The organism is Seohaeicola sp. (assembly GCF_048006315.1).
Lineage (GTDB): Bacteria > Pseudomonadota > Alphaproteobacteria > Rhodobacterales > Rhodobacteraceae > Seohaeicola.
Genome location: NZ_CP180350.1, coordinates 409,646 through 426,519 on the forward strand (window position 1 = coordinate 409,646; position 16,874 = coordinate 426,519).

Below are 16,874 nucleotides of genomic sequence, written 5' to 3' on the forward strand. Positions count from 1 at the left end.
CCGGAGCCGCCGCAATGACCGATGACAGCTTGATCCATGACGCGAACGGGGGCTTGCCCCGGCTTTTACGGATCATGCAGCGCCTGCGCGACCCCGAAACCGGCTGCCCCTGGGATATCGAACAGGATTTCACGACCATCGCCCCCTACACGATCGAGGAAGCCTATGAGGTGGCCGATGCGATCGAACGGCAGGACTGGCCCGAGCTTGAGGGCGAATTGGGCGATCTGCTGTTGCAGGTGGTCTATCACAGCCAGATGGCCGATGAGGCGGGGCTGTTCACCTTTGACAGCGTGACGCGGCGCGTGTCCGACAAGATGGTGGCACGGCATCCGCATGTCTTCGGGGATGAAAACCGCGACAAATCCGCCGAACAGCAAACCCGCGATTGGGAGAGGATCAAGGCGGCCGAACGCGCCGCATCCGCGCAGGGCGGCGTTCTGGATGGCGTCGCCGTGGGCCTGCCCGCCCTGTTGCGGGCCGTCAAACTGCAGAAACGGGCGGCGCGCGTGGGCTTCGACTGGCCCGATATCACCCAGGTTCTGGACAAGATCGTCGAAGAGGCGACCGAGTTGACAGAGGCCCGCGATACCCTGTCGCAAACCGAGATCGAAGAGGAATTCGGTGACCTGCTGTTCGTGATGGCCAACCTTGCCCGGCATCTGGACATCGACCCCGAGGCTGCGCTGCGCGGCGCGAACGCCAAGTTCGTAAGGCGCTTTGAACATATAGAACAGAGGCTTGCGGCAAAAGGATCATCCCCCGCGCAATCCGATCTGGCGGAAATGGACGCGCTGTGGAACGAGGCCAGGCACAAGGACAAGGCGCGTTCGGGATAGGATCCGTGCTTGAATGATTGTTGGCGAAATTTTTCCGACTATTTCATTCAGGTATTGACCCGACAAAAAAACTCAAGTTTACAGGGCGCATCGAAACACTGCCCCAACGAGGATGTTATGACCCGACACCTGACCACCGCCCTGCTGAGCGCGACAGCCATGTCGCTGGCCCTGCCCGCCTTTGCCCAGGAGGTGAATGTCTATTCCTACCGCCAGCCAGAACTGATCAAGCCGCTGACGGATGCCTTCACCGCCGAAACCGGCATTACGGTGAACGTGGCCTTCCTGGACAAGGGCATGGTCGAGCGCCTGACCGCGGAAGGCGACCGGTCGCCCGCCGATCTGGTGCTGACCGTGGACATCTCGCGCCTGGCCGAAGTCGTCGAGGCGGGGCTGACCCAACCCGTCGACAGCGAGATCCTGCGCGCCAATGTGCCCGACATCTACCACGATCCCGATGGTCACTGGTGGGGCCTGACGACCCGCGCACGGATCATCTATGCCTCGAAGGACCGTGTGGCCGAAGGCGAGGTGACCACCTACGAGGATCTGACGGACCCCAAGTGGAAGGGGCGCATCTGCACCCGCTCGGGCACCAATTCATATACGCTGGGCCTGACCTCGGCGGTGATCCACCACCACGGCGAAGAGGCTGCGAAGACATGGCTTGAAGGGCTCAAGGCGAATCTTGCGCGCAAGCCCGAAGGCAATGACCGCGCGCAGGTCCGCGCGATCTGGGCCGGGGAATGCGATATCAGCCTGGGCAACACCTATTACATGGCGCAGATGCTGGCCGATCCCGAACAGCAGGAATGGGCCAATTCCGTCGACATCGTCTTCCCGACCTTCGAGAATGGCGGCACCCATGTGAACATCTCGGGCGTGGCGATGACCAAGGCCGCGCCGAACCGCGACAATGCGTTGAAGATGATGGAGTTCCTGACCTCGCCCGCAGCGCAGCAGATCTATGCCGAGGCGAACGCCGAATACCCGATCGCACCGGGGATCGAGCCTGATGCGCTGGTGAAAAGCTGGGGGGATTTCACGGCCGATGACGTGAACCTGATGGACCTGGCCAAGCTGCGCGGCGCGGCGCTGCGCCTGACCGAAACCGTGGATTTCGACGGCTGATCAGGCAGATCCGAAAACTGCAAAGGGGCGGCCCAAGGGCTGCCCCTTTCGCATTCAGGCTGCCCGGCCGGGGGCCGAAGTCACTGGATCTCGACGGCGACCTGCATGTCCGAGAAGGCGATGTATTTGTAGCTGAGGCCCTTTTCGGCGCAGACCTCGGCCCAGGCGCGGAACTCGCCAAAGCGCCAGTTCGGATAGCCGTAATATTCGTCAAAGACGACGATACTGCCCTTGACCAGTAGCGGCGCCACATTCTGCAGCACGTAAAGGCTGCTTTCATAGGTGTCGCAGTCGATGTGGCACATGCGGATCTGCTTGGGCTTGGTCTTCAGAAACGCGGGCAGGGTCTTGTCGAACCATCCCTTGTGCAGGGTCACGTTCTCTTTCACCGGCGGCAGGTTTCCATCCAGGTTGAAGGTCCCCTTGGGCAGGTGGTAGCCGGTCCAGTCCTCGGCCAGACCTTCGAAACTGTCAAAGCCGTGCAGGGTGTCATCGGGGAAAAGCCCGGCAAAATGGTTGATCGAGCGGCCCTTGAACACGCCAAATTCAAGGATCGCGCCCCCTTCGATGCGAGCGGCAGAGGCTGCGTAGTTCCACAGCTCTTCATCCTTGGCAAAGATCATGGCCGTGGTCAGGTGCTGTTCGGCATAGCTGGCCGAGTCCGCGATCGCGCGCTCGCGCAGCAGCTTGTAGACGCTCAGTTTGTAGGGCGAGAAGACGCGCTTCAGGACAGTGGCCAGCCGACGATTATCCATGAAACACCCCCAGGACTTTGCAAAGAACTTGAACGGGCACCCTGCCCGACGCCATGCCTATGGCCTGTTGTCCCCCCGGTCAATCGTGATGCAGGCCCTGCGACGGGCCAGTCCGCGCCTGCACGGCCAAGCGCGGCCCCCGTGCAACACATGCCCCCCAAGATCCGCCTTGCCTGGTACAGAGGAAATTAATGGTGTCGCCGCGCCGGATTTTGCCTCATAGTTATCTGAAAAAATCTAAAGATCGGGCAGTATGGTATATCAGACGGCATGTGACAGTTCGCTTTGCGAACGCGCGAGGGGGCATGAATCGCCGCCTTGCGCGGGTTCTGCAGGGCCGCAGCGCGTGTGATCGCACGGCCTGTTCTGCAGGCCGGGTTCATGCGTGAAAGTCCTGCAGGGTGTCTGCCGGCAAGATTTTCATCGCTTGCCGCGATTTCTTCACCGGTCGGTGTCAAGGTGACTGATGTGCCAGGAGTAAAGGTGCGGAACAGGACGATGAACAAGATGGATGTGTCGCCTGACAGGCAGATCGACGCGCGCGTCGGAGAGATCCGCGACATCGCGCTGGCGCAACTGGTTCTGCCCCGCGCGGGGTTCAGCGGCGGCGCTCTGGCCAAGGAGCTTGAGGGCTTTGCCGATCAACGGGGCGAGGCCTTTTCGACCGATTACCTCGAGGCGTTCATCATGCTGGTCATCGGGGCGGGCAAACGCCCGCGCCGGGCCCAAAAGGCCCTTTACAGGCTTTACAAGAAACGTCTGGCCGCGGCGCAGATGCATGCGTTCGAGCAGTTCACGGACCTTCTGAAAGCGGCGGGTGCGCGTGGCCATTCCCTTGAGGGCATCTATTTCCCGCAGAGCTTTCACAACCAGGATCACGACAGCATATGGGCCGATGTCGGGGCGATGCTGGACAAGGTGCAGGCTGTCATCGGGCCGGTCTTTCTGAATTCGGGCACCCTTCTGGGTGTGGTGCGCGACAAGAGCCTGATCGCCCATGACGACGATGTGGATCTGGCCGTGCTGCTTGAGGCCGACAGCCAGAACAGTGCCGCGCGCGCCTGGCAGGACACCTTTCTGCGCCTCAAGGAGGCGGGGCTTCTGTCGCGCGAGCAAGGGCCGAACCCCGGCGTGTTCAAGCTGCAGTCGGGCGGTGTCTACAATATCGACCTGTTCCCGGCCTGGATCGCCGATGGGCGTCTGCATGTCTATCCGCATACCTGCGGCGACTTGCCCGGCGATGCGCTGATGCCGCTGGCGCGCTGCGCGGTGACCGGCCTGCCCATCCCCGCCAGGGCCGAGGACATGTTGGCGGTGAACTACGGCGAAGGGTGGCGCGCGCCCGATCCCGGTTTTGCATTTCCCTGGACCCGCGCAAACCGACGTTTCAGGTCTTTCATGGATGCTCTTGGCAGCAACGACAAAGGTAGTGACAATGCGTAACGAGAAAACGAAGACAGGCGGTCGCACGATCCTGACCTATGGCACTTTCGATCTGTTCCATGTGGGCCATGTGCGCCTGCTGCGACGGCTGGCGGACCTGGGCGACAGGCTGATCGTTGCCTGCTCGACCGACGAGTTCAACACGCTCAAGGGCAAGCGCACCGCGATCCCCTATGCCCACCGGGTCGAGGTGCTGGAAGCCTGCCAATACGTGGACATGGTCATTCCAGAAACCTGCTGGGAACAGAAACCCAAGGATATCGCCACCTACGGGGTGGATCTGTTTGCGATGGGCGACGACTGGGAAGGCAAGTTCGACGACCTGCGGCAGCATTGCGATGTGCTTTACCTGCCCCGCACCGAGAACATCTCGACCACCAAGCTCAAGGAACTGATCCAGACCATGCATCTGATCGTGCCCGACGCCGGTCAGAAAATGACTGGCTGATCCCCGCCTGTGCGCATCATCGGGGCGTCGCGGGCGCCCTGATGGATTGCGGTCCGGCGCGCTTGCTTCCATACATGGCAGTGGAAGGGCCCTTCCCGGCATGGCCGGGCATCGGGCGCCATTGACAAGGACAGGTGCTGCGAGGCGCCGCGCATCAAGGACGGGCCATGACCCTGCAGATCTCCCCGCAGAAGATCATCATCGACACGGATCCCGGACAGGATGATGCCGTGGCCATCCTGCTGGCGCTGGCCAGCCCCGAAGAGATCGAGGTTCTGGGGATCACCGCCGTTGCGGGGAACGTGCCGCTTGCGCTGACGCAGCGCAATGCGCGCATGATCTGCGAACTGGCGGGTCGGCCCGATATCCGCGTCTTTGCCGGATGCGACCGCCCGCTGGGCCGTGATCTGGTGACGGCGGAACATGTGCACGGAAAAAGCGGGCTGGACGGCCCGGTTCTGCCCGATCCGCAGATGCCCCTGCAGGACCGGCACGCGGTGGATTTCATCATCGACACGCTGCGCGCGGAACCATCGGGAAGTGTCACGCTCTGCCCTCTTGGCCCCCTGACCAATATCGCCATGGCGATGGAAAAGGCCCCCGACATCATCCCGCGCATCCGCCAGATCGTGCTGATGGGGGGTGCCTATTTCCAGGTGGGCAACATCACGCCGGCGGCCGAATTCAACATTTACGTGGACCCGCAGGCGGCACGGATCGTGTTCCGCGCCGGTGTGCCGCTGGTCGTCATGCCGCTGGACGTCACGCACAAGGTGCTGGTGACCGCCGAACGCAACGACCGGTTCCGCGCGCTCGGCACGCCCGTGGGCGTGGCCGTGGCCCAGATGACCGAGTTCTTCGAACGGTTCGACAAGGAAAAATACGGCTCGCTCGGTGCGCCCCTGCATGACCCATGCGTCACCGCCTGGCTGATCCGGCCTGACCTGTTCACCGGGCGGCATGTCAATGTCGAGATCGAAACCCGGTCCGAACTGACCATGGGCATGACAGTGGCCGACTGGTGGCGCGTCACGACACGCGCGCCGAATGCCCTGTTCATGGGTGATGTGGACGCGGACGGCTTCTTTGCCCTGCTGACCGAAAGGCTGGCCCGCCTATGAGCCTGTTGCACCTTGCCACACCCGAGGACCTGGACCGCATCCTGCCGCTTGTCGCCGCCTTCCATGCCGAGATGGGATATGACACCGACACCGCGCATCACACGCGCGCCATGGCCCCCCTGCTGGACGGATCGCCCCATGGCGCGGTCTGGCTGATCGGGCCGCGCCGCGCGCCCGTGGGCTATGTGGTGATCTCTTTCGGCTGGTCGGTGGAGTATGGCGGGCTGGACGGGGTCGTGGACGAGATCTTCGTGCGCCCCGCCGTGCGCGGGCGCGGCATGGGGTTCGAGGCGCTGAACGGCATCGCCAAGGCCCTGGGGGCCAGCGGCATGCGCGCCCTGCATCTTGAGGTGGCGCGCGACGATACCCGCACCCAGGCCTTCTATGCCCGTGCGCGCTTTGCCCCGCGCGATCATACGATGTTCATGTCGCGGGTGCTGTAACCCCCTGCGCCCTGCCCTATATGGTGTCCCATGACCCTGCATATTCCCTTCGACAACAGCTATGCCGCCCTGCCCCCGCGCTTTTACACGCGGCAGGTGGCCCAACCCGTGCGCGCGCCGCGCCTGCTGGCCTTCAATCAGGCACTGGCGGAGGATCTTGGCATCACGCCCGGCGCGCCCGAGGACATGACGGCGGTATTCGCGGGAAATGCGGTGCCCGACGGTGCCGCCCCGCTGGCGCAGGTCTATGCCGGGCACCAGTTCGGCGGCTTCTCGCCCCAGCTGGGTGACGGGCGCGCATTGCTGCTGGGCGAGGTTGTGGACCGTGCAGGCCATCGCCGGGACATCCAGCTGAAAGGCTCGGGCCAGACACCCTACAGCCGGATGGGCGACGGGCGCGCCTGGCTGGGCCCGGTGCTGCGCGAATACCTGCTGTCCGAGGCGATGCATGCCCTTGGCGTGCCCACCACCCGCGCGCTGGCCGCCGTGCTGACGGGCGAAAGCGTGTATCGCGAAACCGTGCTGCCCGGCGCGGTGCTAACCCGCGTGGCCTCTAGCCATATCCGCGTGGGCACCTTCCAGTATTTCGCCGCAAGGCGCGACCTTGAAGGCTTGCAGGCGCTGTACGAACATACCCGCGCGCGGCATTATCCGCAGGCAAGCAGCCCCGCCGAGATGCTGGAACAGGTGATCGCCGCACAGGCGCGGCTGGTCGCGAAATGGCTGTCGGTCGGCTTCATCCACGGGGTGATGAACACCGACAACACCAGCCTGTCGGGGGAAACCATCGACTATGGCCCCGCCGCCTACATGGATACCTACCATCCGGTGACGGTCTACAGCTCGATCGACGCGCATGGGCGCTATGCCTATGACAACCAGGCGCGGGTGATCGTGTGGAACATGGCGCAGCTTGCCACGGCGCTTGTGCCGCTGATGCCCGATACCGATGCGGCGATCAGCCAGTTCACCGATGCGATCAACGCCATGCCCGCGTTGATCGAGGCCGAACGCCTGGCCGCGTTCCGCCCCAAGCTGGGCCTGACGGGCGGTGATCCGGCCGATGCCGCGCTGATCGAGGATCTTCTGGCGCTGATGCAGGCGGGACAGGCCGACTTTACCAACACGTTCCGGGCGCTGGCACAGGGGCGCGCGCGCGATCAGGTCACGGATCGCGCCGCATTCGATCAATGGCAGGCCCGCTGGCAGGAACGGTTGCAGCAAGAGGATGGGGCCGAAGCGCGGATGCTGTCCGCCAACCCCGCCTATATCCCGCGCAATCACCGGGTCGAAGAAATGATCCAGGCCGCCGTTGCCGGCGACATGGCCCCGTTCGAGCGGTTGCTTGGCGTGCTGTCCGACCCGTTCACCGATCAGCCGGGCCAGGAGGATCTGACCCACCCGCCGCTGGCCCATGAGATTGTGGCGCAGACCTTTTGCGGAACGTGATGCGCCTCAGGCCGGAACGCGCGGCCTGCGGTTGATCAGCACGATGCCCACGGCCACCAGGACAAGGCCGGCCAGAACGGCGGGTCCGACCTCTTCGCCAAGGATCAGCCAGCCGAATCCCACCGCCAGAACGGGCGTCAGGAATGAGAAACTGGCCACGCCGGATGCGGGGTACATCTTCATCAGGAAGAACCAGAACAGAAAACCGAAACTGGCGACGGCCACGATCTGATAGGCCAGCCCCAGCAGGTGGATGATCTGCGGATCGCGCAGCAGCGGCCCGAACAGCGGGGCCGCGATCATCAACAGGATCGCGCTGACCGACAGTTGCCAGAACAGCTGCATCTCGGGGGCCGCGCGCTGGATTGCGGTCATGCGCACCACCAGCGCGATCCCGGTCCAGCCGAAGGCCGCCCCCAGCGCCGCCAGATCCCCCATGAGGGAGGCCTGCCCGCCGCCGCGTTGCGCCAGCACCAAGGCAACCCCGCCCATGGCCATCACAAGACCCAGCAGCCGCCGCCGCGTCAGCCTTTCGCCCGGCAGCAGGAAATGCGCGGAAATCGTCAGGATCACCGGCATCGAATACAGAAGGATCGACGCGCGGGCGACCGTGGTGTGATCCAGCGCCCAGAAGAGGCAGAGGAATTCGGCCGCGAAAAGCGCACCAAGCGCCAGTCCGGGACCCAGCGTATCGCGGCTGAAATCCAGCCTGATCCCGCGCAGACGCATCCAGATCAGCAGCACGACAAGCGCCCCGATGGACCGAAGCCCTGCCATGAAGACGGGTTGGAACCCGCCATTTCCCAGCTTGATCACCACCTGGTTGAAGGCCATGGCCGTGGCAAAGCACGTCAACGCCACCGCCCCGATGGCGTCTATCCTGTCCTTGCGATCCATGCGGCGGAGTGGACGCCAAACCGCGAGAGAGGTCAAGCCCGCCCGAAGGGTCAGCGCCGCTTGCGATGACGGTTGAAAAACCGCGGATTGCGCTGCACGAAATCGTCGATCAACCCCATCAGACCGCCCCTGGCCCGTCCTTTCAGATAGGCATAACCGGCCCCCGCCCCGATCAGCGCGCCGATGAAATCCATGATCAGATCGGCCATCGTGTCCATCAGGCCGGATTTCTGCATGTTCAGGCCGAATACCTGGTCCATCCCGAATTCGAAGATTTCCCAGATCGCGCCGATGGCGATGGCGAAACAGAAGGCAAAAAAGGCCACGGCAATGGGCGGCGCGGCGTAGCGGTCCCCCTGGAACATCATGAAGACCAGCACGAAACCGATCAGGCCAAAGCCGATCGCGCTTGCGGCATGCATGACCATGTCCCACCACCAGAACCGGTTGTAGAAATCGAAGACCTCGCCCAGGAACAGCGTGCCCCCGACAAAGACCACGATGGCCGCGATGAAGGAAGGCGGCACCACGACCTCGGCCCAGCGGGCGGCGAACAGCGGCACCAGCGAAAGCGACAGCGTGGCCAGTGACACGAAGGCCAGCGGCCAGTTGCCCTGAAACAGCGCATCCAGCGCGAACAGCGCCAGCAGGCCCCAGATGATCCGGGCAAGCCAAGTCTGATCGGCAAACACCTCGTGACGCTCCCTTTCATGGCGGCTATATCCCTAGCATGTCCGCATCCCGTCTCAAAATTGCAAGCTACAACCTGCAGAAATGCGTGGGGATGGACCTGCGCCGCCGTCCCGATCGCAGCCTCAAGGTGATCGAAGGTCTGGGCGCGGATATCGTCGTGCTGCAAGAGGCGGACAAGCGTCTGCCCCCGCGTCCCGCCGCCCTGCCCCATGGCATGATCGAGGATGACGGCTGGCGGATCGTGCCCGTGGGAACGGCCGGGCAACGCCCCGGCGGATCGCTGGGCTGGCATGGCAATGCCATGCTGATCCGGCCCCATGTGCAGGTGCTGGCCACGGCGCATCTGGACCTGCCGGGGCTGGAGCCGCGCGGCGCGATCCGTGTCGATCTGGACACCGGCATCGGCCCTGTGCGCGTGATCGGCCTGCATCTGGGCCTGATCCGGCGCTACCGCATCCTGCAGGTCGCGGCCATCATGCGCTGCCTGCGCGAATTGCGCCACATGCCGACCGTCATGGCGGGGGATTTCAACGAATGGGGTTCGGTCATGCCCCTTGATACGATGGCGCAGGGCCTGCGCTTTCTGCCGGGGCTGCCCAGTTTTCCGGCTGCGCGACCGGTGGCACGGCTTGACCGTTTCGCCCTGTCAGACGATCTGGAGGCGCTGGATCAGGGGGCCTATCTGGGCAAGCCTGCGCGCGTGGCCTCGGACCACCTGCCCGTCTGGGCCGAGATCGCGCGCAGGGCCTGATCCGCGCAAGTCCGGCACCACGATGAAAAAGGCACCCCGAAGGGTGCCTTTTGTCCGTGTCATGCGGCCTGGCTGGCCGAGGGGCCGCGCTTGCCGCCGTCCGAACGCCGTCTGCGGCGCGGCTGGGTGGTGCCGGGCTTGGCCCCGCCTTCCCCGCCACGTGCACCGCCACCGCGCGGGCCACCGCCACGCGGGCCGCCACGACCACGACCGCCACCCGATTTCGGCGCATCCGGCGCATCCAGCGCTTCCCACGGACGCCCAGAGGCCACGGGGATCGAGATCTTCATGACTTTCTGGATATCGCGCAGTTCGCCCATCTCGTCGGGCGCACAGAAGGCGATGGCCGCCCCGTCCTTGCCCGCGCGTGCGGTCCGGCCGATCCGGTGCACGTAATTCTCGGGCACATTGGGCAGTTCGTAGTTGTAGACATGCTTCACGTCCGGGATATCCAGACCGCGCGCGGCCACATCCGTGGCCACGAGGACGCGAATCTTGCCGGCGCGAAACGCCTCGAGCGCGCGATCGCGCTGGCCCTGGCTTTTGTTGCCATGGATCGACCCTGCGGCATAGCCTGCCTTTTCCAGCGTCTTCATCAGCTTTTCGCACCCGTGCTTGGTGCGGCCGAAGACCAGCGCCAGTTCGTCCCGGTGCTTGTCCAGCAGTTCGATCAGCAGCGCCGTCTTTTCCGCCTTTGCAATGAAATGCACGGCCTGCGTGACCTTGTCGGCCACCTTGCCTGCGGGGCTGACCTCGACCCGCATCGGGTTGTTGAGGTAGGCGGCGGCGATTTCCGACATCTGCTTGTTCATCGTGGCCGAGAACAGCATGGTCTGGCGCTGCGAGGGCAGCAGGCCCGCGATCCGGCGCAGCGCATGGATGAAACCCAGGTCCAGCATCTGGTCGGCCTCGTCCAGCACCAGGAAACGGGTGGCATCCAGACGCACGGCGCGACGATCCAGCAGGTCCAGAAGACGCCCCGGTGTCGCCACCAGAATATCGGTGCCGCGCAGCAGGCGTCCCGCCTGGGCCGAGATCGACTGACCGCCCACCACAAGGTTAACCTTCATCGGCGTGCCCTTGACGAGGGCCGCCAACGTATCGGCGATCTGCTTGGCCAGTTCGCGGGTCGGGGCCAGGATCAGCCCGTGCACATGCTTTTCCATCGGGCGCTTGGGATCCGCCATCAGCTGCGCCAGCAGCGGCAGGCCAAAGGCCGCCGTCTTGCCGGTGCCGGTCTGCGCCAGCCCCATCACATCCTTGCCGTCCAGCGCATGCGGGATGGCCCGGCTCTGGATCGGGGTGGGTTCGGTGATGCCGGTTTCCTTGAGGCGCTTCACCAGGCTGGCCGGAAGGCCCATCATTTCGAATTCGTTCAACGTCATGTCCTTTTGCGCCATTCGGACGCATCCGGCATGGCGATATTGCGCGTCCCGACAAGGAACGCCCGTGGTTTCACACCGGGCCTGACCATCGAACGACATGTCCGATCAGCCGCCGCAGCGCTGATCCCCACGCGTGATCTTGGGAAAATCGGCCAAGGACCTGTTCCGCCCTTCGCGTTCCTGCCGTTTGGCGAACGCAGGGGTCTTGCTTGTCTGCTCACGCGGCAGAGGACCTTGCTTGGATGTGCATATGCGCGTCATGACCGCAGAAGTCAACCCGCCGCGCCAAAACAGGGTGGAACTGCGTCGCCGCTGCCGCTAAACCCTGCGCTACCGAAAGACAGAGTTCACCCGACGGGGCAAGCGCATGGCTGATACGATCATTTCCCGCTGCGAGGCCAAGGGCCTGCGCATGACAGAACAGCGCCGCACCATCGCGACCGTGCTGGAAGGATCGGACGATCACCCCGATGTCGAAGAGCTGTATGCCCGTGCCTCGGCCATCGATCCGCGCATCTCCATCGCCACGATCTATCGCACGGTCAAGCTGTTCGAAGAGGCGGGGATTCTCGACAAGCTGGAATTCGGCGACGGGCGGGCGCGCTACGAGGATGGCGCACGCGAGCATCACGACCACCTGATCGACATGCAGACCGGCGAGGTGATCGAATTCTGCGACCCCGAGATCGAGGCCCTGCAGGAAAAGATCGCGCGCCGGCTTGGATACACGCTCAAGGGTCACAAGCTGGAACTTTACGGGGTTCCGCTGAAACGTGGATCGGAAAAGACCTGACGTCGCCGAAAAGCTGCGCTAGTTCTTGGGGATGACACGCGTAGCCCCCCCTTCCTTCGGCCTTGATGCCCCTGTCCTGACGGGGTCCGCACGCCCCGGGTTATGCACCGATTGCGGGGTCTCGCGCATGGGTGACGGGCGCGCCTGTGGCCGCGCCTGCCAGTTCATCCAACCCGATTACCCGGCACTGGAACAGGCCGCACATGGGCGGCAGGCCGATCCCGACCGGGGCGAAGAGGCATTCTTTGGCCCCTATACCCAGATGCTGCGCGCGCGGCTTGCGCCACCGGCCCCCGGCGCGCAATGGACCGGCATCACGACGGCGCTGGCGGCGGAACTCTTGCGCGACGGCACGGTTGATGCCGTGCTGACCATGGCGCCCGACCCTGCGGACCGCTGGAAACCCCTGCCCGTCATCGTGACCGATCCCGAGGCGCTGGCGCAATGCCGGGGCATGCGCATGGGCTATGCGCCGCTGCTGGCGCTGCTGGAACCCGCGCGCGCCGCCGGACACAGGCGCATCGCGCTGATCGGCATTCCCTGCCAGGTCTATGCCCTGCGCGCGCTTGAGGCGGAACTGGGGTTCGACCGGATCTACGTGATCGGCACGCCCTGTTCGGACAATACGACAACGGACAGCTTCCATCATTTCCTGTCACTGCTGGACCCGGCCCCCCAGACCATCAGCTACCTGGAATTTCGCGCCGATTACCGGGTCGAACTGCGGTTCGACGACGGGCGCAAGGCGCGCATGATCCCGTTCCTGCAATTGCCGATCTCGCAGCTTCCTGCGGATTTCTTCCCAATGACCTGCAAGACCTGCGTCGATTACACCAACCGCTTGGCCGATATCACCGTGGGCTACATGGGCGGCGATGGCGATCAGTGGATCCTCAGCCGCAACGCGCGCGGCGACGAAATGCTGGCGCGGCTGAAGGGGCAGTTGCAGACCGCACCCCTGACCGACAAGGGCAAGCGCGCCGGGGCCGTGCGCGGGTTCCTGGCCAATACCGAACGGGCCGCCGGAGGCATGCCGCTGCGCCGCATGCCCGACTGGCTGCGCCCGATCGTGTCCTTCCTGCAGCCGCGCACCGGGCCGCGGGGTCTTGAATTCGCCCGCGCGCGGGTCGAGATGAAGGCCATCGAAACCGTGCTGCACCTGCGCCGCGCCCATCCCGCGCGCCTCAAGAACATGGTGCCCGCCCATGTCTGGCGCCTCGTGGCCCGCTACGGGCTGACCCCCGCCACGCAAGAGACGCGCCCCGATGCGGCACCGCCGCCCCTTGCACCTTCCCCGCCGCAGGACTAATCCGGTCAGGACCCCCGGCCACGTCCCCCGCGACGCTGCATCCCCCGACAAACAGGCCTGATCACCAATGGAAAACCTGCGTGGATCGCTTCTGATGACCGCAGCCATGCTTGGCTTCGCGATCGAGGACATGTTCATCAAGCTTCTGTCGGCCAGCGTTCCGCTGGGCTTGGTGCTGATCCTGCTGGGCGCGGGCGGTGCGGTGGTCTTTGCGGTGCTTGCCCTGATGCGCGGCGACGCGCTGTTCTCGCGCGATCTGCTGGCGCGCTCGGTGCTGATCCGCAACGCGGGCGAGCTGATCGGCACCGTCGGTTTCATCACCGCGATCGCGCTGACGCCGCTGTCCTCGGCCTCGGCGATCCTGCAGGCCACGCCGCTGGTGGTGACGCTGGGGGCCGCGCTGTTTCTGGGCGAACAGGTCGGCTGGCGCCGCTGGAGCGCGATCCTGGTCGGCTTTGCCGGGGTGATCCTGATCATCCGGCCGGGCTTTGACGCGTTCGAACCTGCATCGCTGTTCGCGGTGATGGGCGTCGTCGGGCTGGCGCTGCGCGATCTGGCGACGCGCACCGTGCCGCGCTCGATCTCGTCAATGCAGCTGTCGACCTATGCGTTCCTGACGCTTGTGCCCGCAGGCATGGGCATGCTGGCCTTCACGGGCGATGCCCCGCGCCTTCTGAACGGGCTGGAATGGCTGCTGATCGCGGCGGCGCTGGCCTTCGGGGTGTTGTCCTATTACGCGATCGTGGCCGCGATGCGGATGGGCGATGTGGCGGTGATCACGCCTTTCCGCTATTCGCGGCTGGTCTTTGCGCTGTGCTTCGGTGTGCTCTTCTTCGGCGAGCGGCCGGACATGGCGACACTGGCGGGATCGGCGCTGATCGTCGCCTCGGGCATCTACACCTTCTGGCGCGAGGCGCGGCTGCGCCGCATCGCGGCGCGCGGCCCCAAAGGTTAGCGCAAACCCCGGAAAATACACAAAAGGTTAGCGCAAACCTGCCGCGCGCCCCCTTTCCCTTGGGCCATGCGCCCTCTAAAAGCGCGCGCAATGCATTTCACATCCCGAAGGGACGCCACCATGAGCACGATCATCGACATCCACGCCCGCGAAATCCTGGACAGCCGGGGCAATCCCACGGTCGAGGTGGATGTCATCCTGGAAGACGGCACCATGGGCCGGGCGGCCGTGCCCTCGGGCGCATCGACCGGCGCGCATGAGGCAGTCGAGCGGCGCGACGGCGACAAGGCGCGCTATCTGGGCAAGGGTGTGCTTGAGGCCTGCGCCGCCGTGAATGGCGAGATCGCCGAAAGCCTGCTGGGCATGGATGCGACCGAACAGGTCGCCATCGACCTCAGCATGATCGAACTGGACGGGACGCCCAACAAGGCGCGGCTGGGTGCGAATGCGATCCTGGGCGTGTCGCTGGCCGTGGCCAAGGCGGCTGCCGATTTCACCACGCAGCCGCTTTACCGCTATATCGGCGGCACCTCGGCGCGCGTCCTGCCGGTGCCGATGATGAACATCATCAACGGGGGCGAACATGCCGACAACCCGATCGACATCCAGGAATTCATGATCATGCCGGTCGCCGCCGCATCCATCCGCGATGCGGTGCGCATGGGGGCCGAGGTGTTCCACACGCTGAAAAAGGAACTCTCGGCGGCGGGTCTCGCCACCGGCGTGGGCGACGAAGGCGGCTTTGCCCCCAACCTGTCCGGCACCCGCGAGGCGCTGGATTTCATCCTCAAGGCCATCGAAAAGGCGGGCTACCGTCCGGGTGACGACATCTGCCTGGCGCTGGATTGCGCCGCCACCGAATATTACCGCGATGGCAACTACGTGCTGTCCGGCGAGGGCAAGACCCTCACCAGCGACAAGAACGTCGATTACCTTGCGGCGCTTTGCGCCGATTACCCGATCATCTCGATCGAGGATGGCTGCGCCGAGGATGACTGGGACGGCTGGCGCGCGCTGACCGACCGGCTGGGTGCCAGCGTGCAGCTGGTGGGCGACGATCTCTTCGTGACCAACCCCGCGCGTCTGGCCATGGGGATCGAGCGCGGCTGCGCCAATTCCATGCTGGTGAAGGTCAACCAGATCGGAACACTGACCGAAACACTGCGCGCCGTGGACATGGCGCATCGCGCGCGCATGACAAACGTGATGTCGCACCGTTCCGGCGAGACCGAGGATGCCACCATCGCGGATCTGGCCGTCGCCACCAACTGCGGTCAGATCAAGACCGGCTCGCTGGCCCGCTCGGACCGGTTGGCAAAGTACAACCAGCTGATCCGGATCGAGGAATTGCTGGCCGATACCGCCGTCTACGCAGGCCGCTCGATCCTGCGCTGACCCTCGGACAAACCCGTGTCTACAAGGGGCGGCCTGCGCGGGGCCGCCCTTCTTTTTTGCCGGTTTCTTCTTGCTTCAAATATCCTCGCCGAAGGCGGGCCGACCCTGCCGCCGGGCTGACCATTCGAAAAAATAACGCCTGCGCTGAAACTCTCGGCCTCTCCCGCCCGTGACTGTGACATGCCCGCTTCGACAGGGGCACCACATCAAAAGGGAGATATCGATGACACAGACCTTCAAGGCCCTCGTTCTGGCCGCAAGCCTGACCGCAGCATCCACCGCCATGGCCGCCAATCCGCAGGTCGGCGGCGCGGACATGTTCGACACCCGCAACATCGTTGAAAATGCCGTGAATTCGGCGGATCACACCACGCTGGTCGCCGCCGTGCAGGCCGCGGGCCTGGTCGAGACATTGCAGGGCCCCGGCCCCTTCACCGTCTTTGCCCCGGTCAATGACGCCTTCGCCGCCCTGCCCGCCGGTACGGTCGAGACACTTCTGAAGCCCGAGAACCTCGGGATGCTGCAGAAGGTGCTAACCGCGCATGTGGTGGCGGGCAACATGTCCACCGCGCAGATCGCCGCGCGCGCCCGTGCCAGCGCCGACGGCTTTTATCACTTCAACGCGGTCTCGGGCGATGCGCTGTCGGCGCAGGTCAAGGGGCGCAACCTCTATATCTATGACGAAAGCGGCAATGCCGCACGCGTCACGATCTCGGATGTGGTGCAGTCCAATGGCGTGATCCATGTGGTCAACACGGTGCTCGTGCCCAGGTGATCAAGGGGTTTGACCGCCTGTCCGGCTCTTCCAGCGGCGGGCGGTCATCGGCGGGGTCGGGTGTCTGTGGCAGCAGATCCCGGCCCCGGTTCCAGAAGGAGGCGTCATGCGACCGTCGGGCCCAGACAAGGATCATCCCCGGACCATCCGCACCAAGACCGCGCCCGACCAAGGGCGACGCGGCCTGCAGCGCGGTGAATGCCTGGCCCTTGCCCTTCTGGCCCTGGTGATGGCAGGTGGCTGGCTTCTGGCGCTGCACGGCTGAACCTGCCCCGCATCCCCCATGCATCGG

At 64.8% G+C, this 16,874-nt stretch carries 18 protein-coding genes; 14 read left to right on the forward strand and 4 right to left on the reverse strand.

Going from position 1 to position 16,874, the window contains the following annotated elements:
• Positions 1–14: 14 nt before the first annotated feature.
• Both mazG and ACMUJL_RS02130 read left to right on the forward strand, forming a co-directional pair.
• On the forward strand, positions 15–839 hold the full coding sequence (gene mazG, locus ACMUJL_RS02125; RefSeq protein WP_375570784.1) for a nucleoside triphosphate pyrophosphohydrolase: 825 nt from the start codon (positions 15–17) through the stop codon (positions 837–839).
• Positions 840–956: 117 nt separating this feature from the next.
• Positions 957–1,970 (forward strand): Fe(3+) ABC transporter substrate-binding protein, encoded by a 1,014-nt coding sequence (locus ACMUJL_RS02130; protein WP_068294932.1) that lies wholly within the window; start codon positions 957–959, stop codon positions 1,968–1,970.
• 80 nt (positions 1,971–2,050) lie between these two features.
• On the opposite strand, the gene ACMUJL_RS02135 is transcribed toward ACMUJL_RS02130, so the two are convergent.
• Positions 2,051–2,725, reverse strand: a complete 675-nt coding sequence (locus ACMUJL_RS02135; RefSeq protein ID WP_068294928.1) for a class I SAM-dependent methyltransferase — start codon at positions 2,723–2,725, stop codon at positions 2,051–2,053.
• Between the two features lie 498 nt (positions 2,726–3,223).
• Between ACMUJL_RS02135 and ACMUJL_RS02140 the strand changes: the two genes are divergently transcribed.
• The 5 genes from ACMUJL_RS02140 to ACMUJL_RS02160 all read left to right on the forward strand — a co-directional run bounded on the left by ACMUJL_RS02140 (position 3,224) and on the right by ACMUJL_RS02160 (position 7,629).
• Entirely contained in the window at positions 3,224–4,168 is a 945-nt protein-coding gene (locus ACMUJL_RS02140) for a LicD family protein (protein WP_375570781.1), read from the forward strand.
• Positions 4,161–4,616, forward strand: coding sequence for an adenylyltransferase/cytidyltransferase family protein (locus tag ACMUJL_RS02145; RefSeq protein WP_068294924.1), 456 nt, complete (start codon positions 4,161–4,163; stop codon positions 4,614–4,616). The genes ACMUJL_RS02140 and ACMUJL_RS02145 overlap by 8 nt, the downstream gene beginning before the upstream one ends.
• Before the next feature lie 179 nt (positions 4,617–4,795).
• Entirely contained in the window at positions 4,796–5,737 is a 942-nt protein-coding gene (locus ACMUJL_RS02150) for a nucleoside hydrolase (protein WP_375574038.1), read from the forward strand.
• Positions 5,734–6,180, forward strand: a complete 447-nt coding sequence (locus tag ACMUJL_RS02155) for a GNAT family N-acetyltransferase (RefSeq protein ID WP_068294920.1) — start codon at positions 5,734–5,736, stop codon at positions 6,178–6,180. Before ACMUJL_RS02150 ends, ACMUJL_RS02155 begins: the two co-directional genes overlap by 4 nt.
• 30 nt (positions 6,181–6,210) lie before the next feature.
• Positions 6,211–7,629: a protein adenylyltransferase SelO gene (locus ACMUJL_RS02160; RefSeq protein WP_375570778.1), complete on the forward strand. Its 1,419-nt coding sequence runs from the start codon at positions 6,211–6,213 to the stop codon at positions 7,627–7,629.
• A gap of 6 nt (positions 7,630–7,635) precedes the next feature.
• Here the strand turns inward: ACMUJL_RS02160 and ACMUJL_RS02165 are convergent, their stop codons facing one another.
• Together ACMUJL_RS02165 and ACMUJL_RS02170 are read right to left on the reverse strand one after the other, a co-directional pair.
• The gene (locus ACMUJL_RS02165) at positions 7,636–8,526 is read right to left on the reverse strand and encodes a DMT family transporter (RefSeq protein ID WP_375570776.1); all 891 of its coding nucleotides are present in this window, start codon (positions 8,524–8,526) and stop codon (positions 7,636–7,638) included.
• A gap of 50 nt (positions 8,527–8,576) precedes the next feature.
• Positions 8,577–9,218, reverse strand: coding sequence for a hypothetical protein (locus tag ACMUJL_RS02170; RefSeq protein WP_375570774.1), 642 nt, complete (start codon positions 9,216–9,218; stop codon positions 8,577–8,579).
• Between the two features lie 38 nt (positions 9,219–9,256).
• On the opposite strand from ACMUJL_RS02170, the gene ACMUJL_RS02175 reads away from it, so the two are divergent.
• Positions 9,257–9,970, forward strand: coding sequence for an endonuclease/exonuclease/phosphatase family protein (locus ACMUJL_RS02175; RefSeq protein ID WP_375570772.1), 714 nt, complete (start codon positions 9,257–9,259; stop codon positions 9,968–9,970).
• A gap of 59 nt (positions 9,971–10,029) precedes the next feature.
• Here the strand turns inward: ACMUJL_RS02175 and ACMUJL_RS02180 are convergent, their stop codons facing one another.
• Positions 10,030–11,349 (reverse strand): DEAD/DEAH box helicase, encoded by a 1,320-nt coding sequence (locus ACMUJL_RS02180; RefSeq protein ID WP_375570770.1) that lies wholly within the window; start codon positions 11,347–11,349, stop codon positions 10,030–10,032.
• Between the two features lie 373 nt (positions 11,350–11,722).
• On the opposite strand from ACMUJL_RS02180, the gene ACMUJL_RS02185 reads away from it, so the two are divergent.
• The 6 genes from ACMUJL_RS02185 to ACMUJL_RS02210 all read left to right on the forward strand — a co-directional run bounded on the left by ACMUJL_RS02185 (position 11,723) and on the right by ACMUJL_RS02210 (position 16,847).
• On the forward strand, positions 11,723–12,148 hold the full coding sequence (locus tag ACMUJL_RS02185) for a Fur family transcriptional regulator (RefSeq protein WP_068294897.1): 426 nt from the start codon (positions 11,723–11,725) through the stop codon (positions 12,146–12,148).
• Between the two features lie 31 nt (positions 12,149–12,179).
• Complete coding sequence (locus ACMUJL_RS02190) at positions 12,180–13,457, forward strand: Coenzyme F420 hydrogenase/dehydrogenase, beta subunit C-terminal domain (RefSeq protein ID WP_375570768.1); 1,278 nt, start codon at positions 12,180–12,182, stop codon at positions 13,455–13,457.
• Positions 13,458–13,524: 67 nt separating this feature from the next.
• Positions 13,525–14,412 (forward strand): DMT family transporter, encoded by an 888-nt coding sequence (locus ACMUJL_RS02195; RefSeq protein WP_375570766.1) that lies wholly within the window; start codon positions 13,525–13,527, stop codon positions 14,410–14,412.
• A gap of 120 nt (positions 14,413–14,532) precedes the next feature.
• On the forward strand, positions 14,533–15,807 hold the full coding sequence (gene eno / locus ACMUJL_RS02200; RefSeq protein ID WP_375570764.1) for a phosphopyruvate hydratase: 1,275 nt from the start codon (positions 14,533–14,535) through the stop codon (positions 15,805–15,807).
• A 223-nt stretch (positions 15,808–16,030) separates the two neighbouring features.
• Positions 16,031–16,582, forward strand: coding sequence for a fasciclin domain-containing protein (locus tag ACMUJL_RS02205; protein ID WP_138177244.1), 552 nt, complete (start codon positions 16,031–16,033; stop codon positions 16,580–16,582).
• Between the two features lie 106 nt (positions 16,583–16,688).
• Complete coding sequence (locus ACMUJL_RS02210; RefSeq protein ID WP_161486905.1) at positions 16,689–16,847, forward strand: hypothetical protein; 159 nt, start codon at positions 16,689–16,691, stop codon at positions 16,845–16,847.
• The last annotated feature ends 27 nt before the right edge of the window (positions 16,848–16,874 follow it).

Coding starts and splice junctions, on each gene's coding strand:
- ACMUJL_RS02205 (WP_138177244.1), top strand. CDS start 16,031: ATGACACAGACCTTCAAGGCCCTCGTTCTGGCCGCAAGCCTGACCGCA.
- ACMUJL_RS02175 (WP_375570772.1), top strand. CDS start 9,257: ATGTCCGCATCCCGTCTCAAAATTGCAAGCTACAACCTGCAGAAATGC.
- ACMUJL_RS02155 (WP_068294920.1), top strand. CDS start 5,734: ATGAGCCTGTTGCACCTTGCCACACCCGAGGACCTGGACCGCATCCTG.
- ACMUJL_RS02195 (WP_375570766.1), top strand. CDS start 13,525: ATGGAAAACCTGCGTGGATCGCTTCTGATGACCGCAGCCATGCTTGGC.
- ACMUJL_RS02185 (WP_068294897.1), top strand. CDS start 11,723: ATGGCTGATACGATCATTTCCCGCTGCGAGGCCAAGGGCCTGCGCATG.
- ACMUJL_RS02210 (WP_161486905.1), top strand. CDS start 16,689: ATGCGACCGTCGGGCCCAGACAAGGATCATCCCCGGACCATCCGCACC.
- eno (WP_375570764.1), top strand. CDS start 14,533: ATGAGCACGATCATCGACATCCACGCCCGCGAAATCCTGGACAGCCGG.
- ACMUJL_RS02135 (WP_068294928.1), bottom strand. CDS start 2,725: ATGGATAATCGTCGGCTGGCCACTGTCCTGAAGCGCGTCTTCTCGCCC.
- mazG (WP_375570784.1), top strand. CDS start 15: ATGACCGATGACAGCTTGATCCATGACGCGAACGGGGGCTTGCCCCGG.
- ACMUJL_RS02190 (WP_375570768.1), top strand. CDS start 12,180: ATGACACGCGTAGCCCCCCCTTCCTTCGGCCTTGATGCCCCTGTCCTG.
- ACMUJL_RS02130 (WP_068294932.1), top strand. CDS start 957: ATGACCCGACACCTGACCACCGCCCTGCTGAGCGCGACAGCCATGTCG.
- ACMUJL_RS02145 (WP_068294924.1), top strand. CDS start 4,161: ATGCGTAACGAGAAAACGAAGACAGGCGGTCGCACGATCCTGACCTAT.
- ACMUJL_RS02140 (WP_375570781.1), top strand. CDS start 3,224: ATGAACAAGATGGATGTGTCGCCTGACAGGCAGATCGACGCGCGCGTC.
- ACMUJL_RS02160 (WP_375570778.1), top strand. CDS start 6,211: ATGACCCTGCATATTCCCTTCGACAACAGCTATGCCGCCCTGCCCCCG.
- ACMUJL_RS02165 (WP_375570776.1), bottom strand. CDS start 8,526: ATGGATCGCAAGGACAGGATAGACGCCATCGGGGCGGTGGCGTTGACG.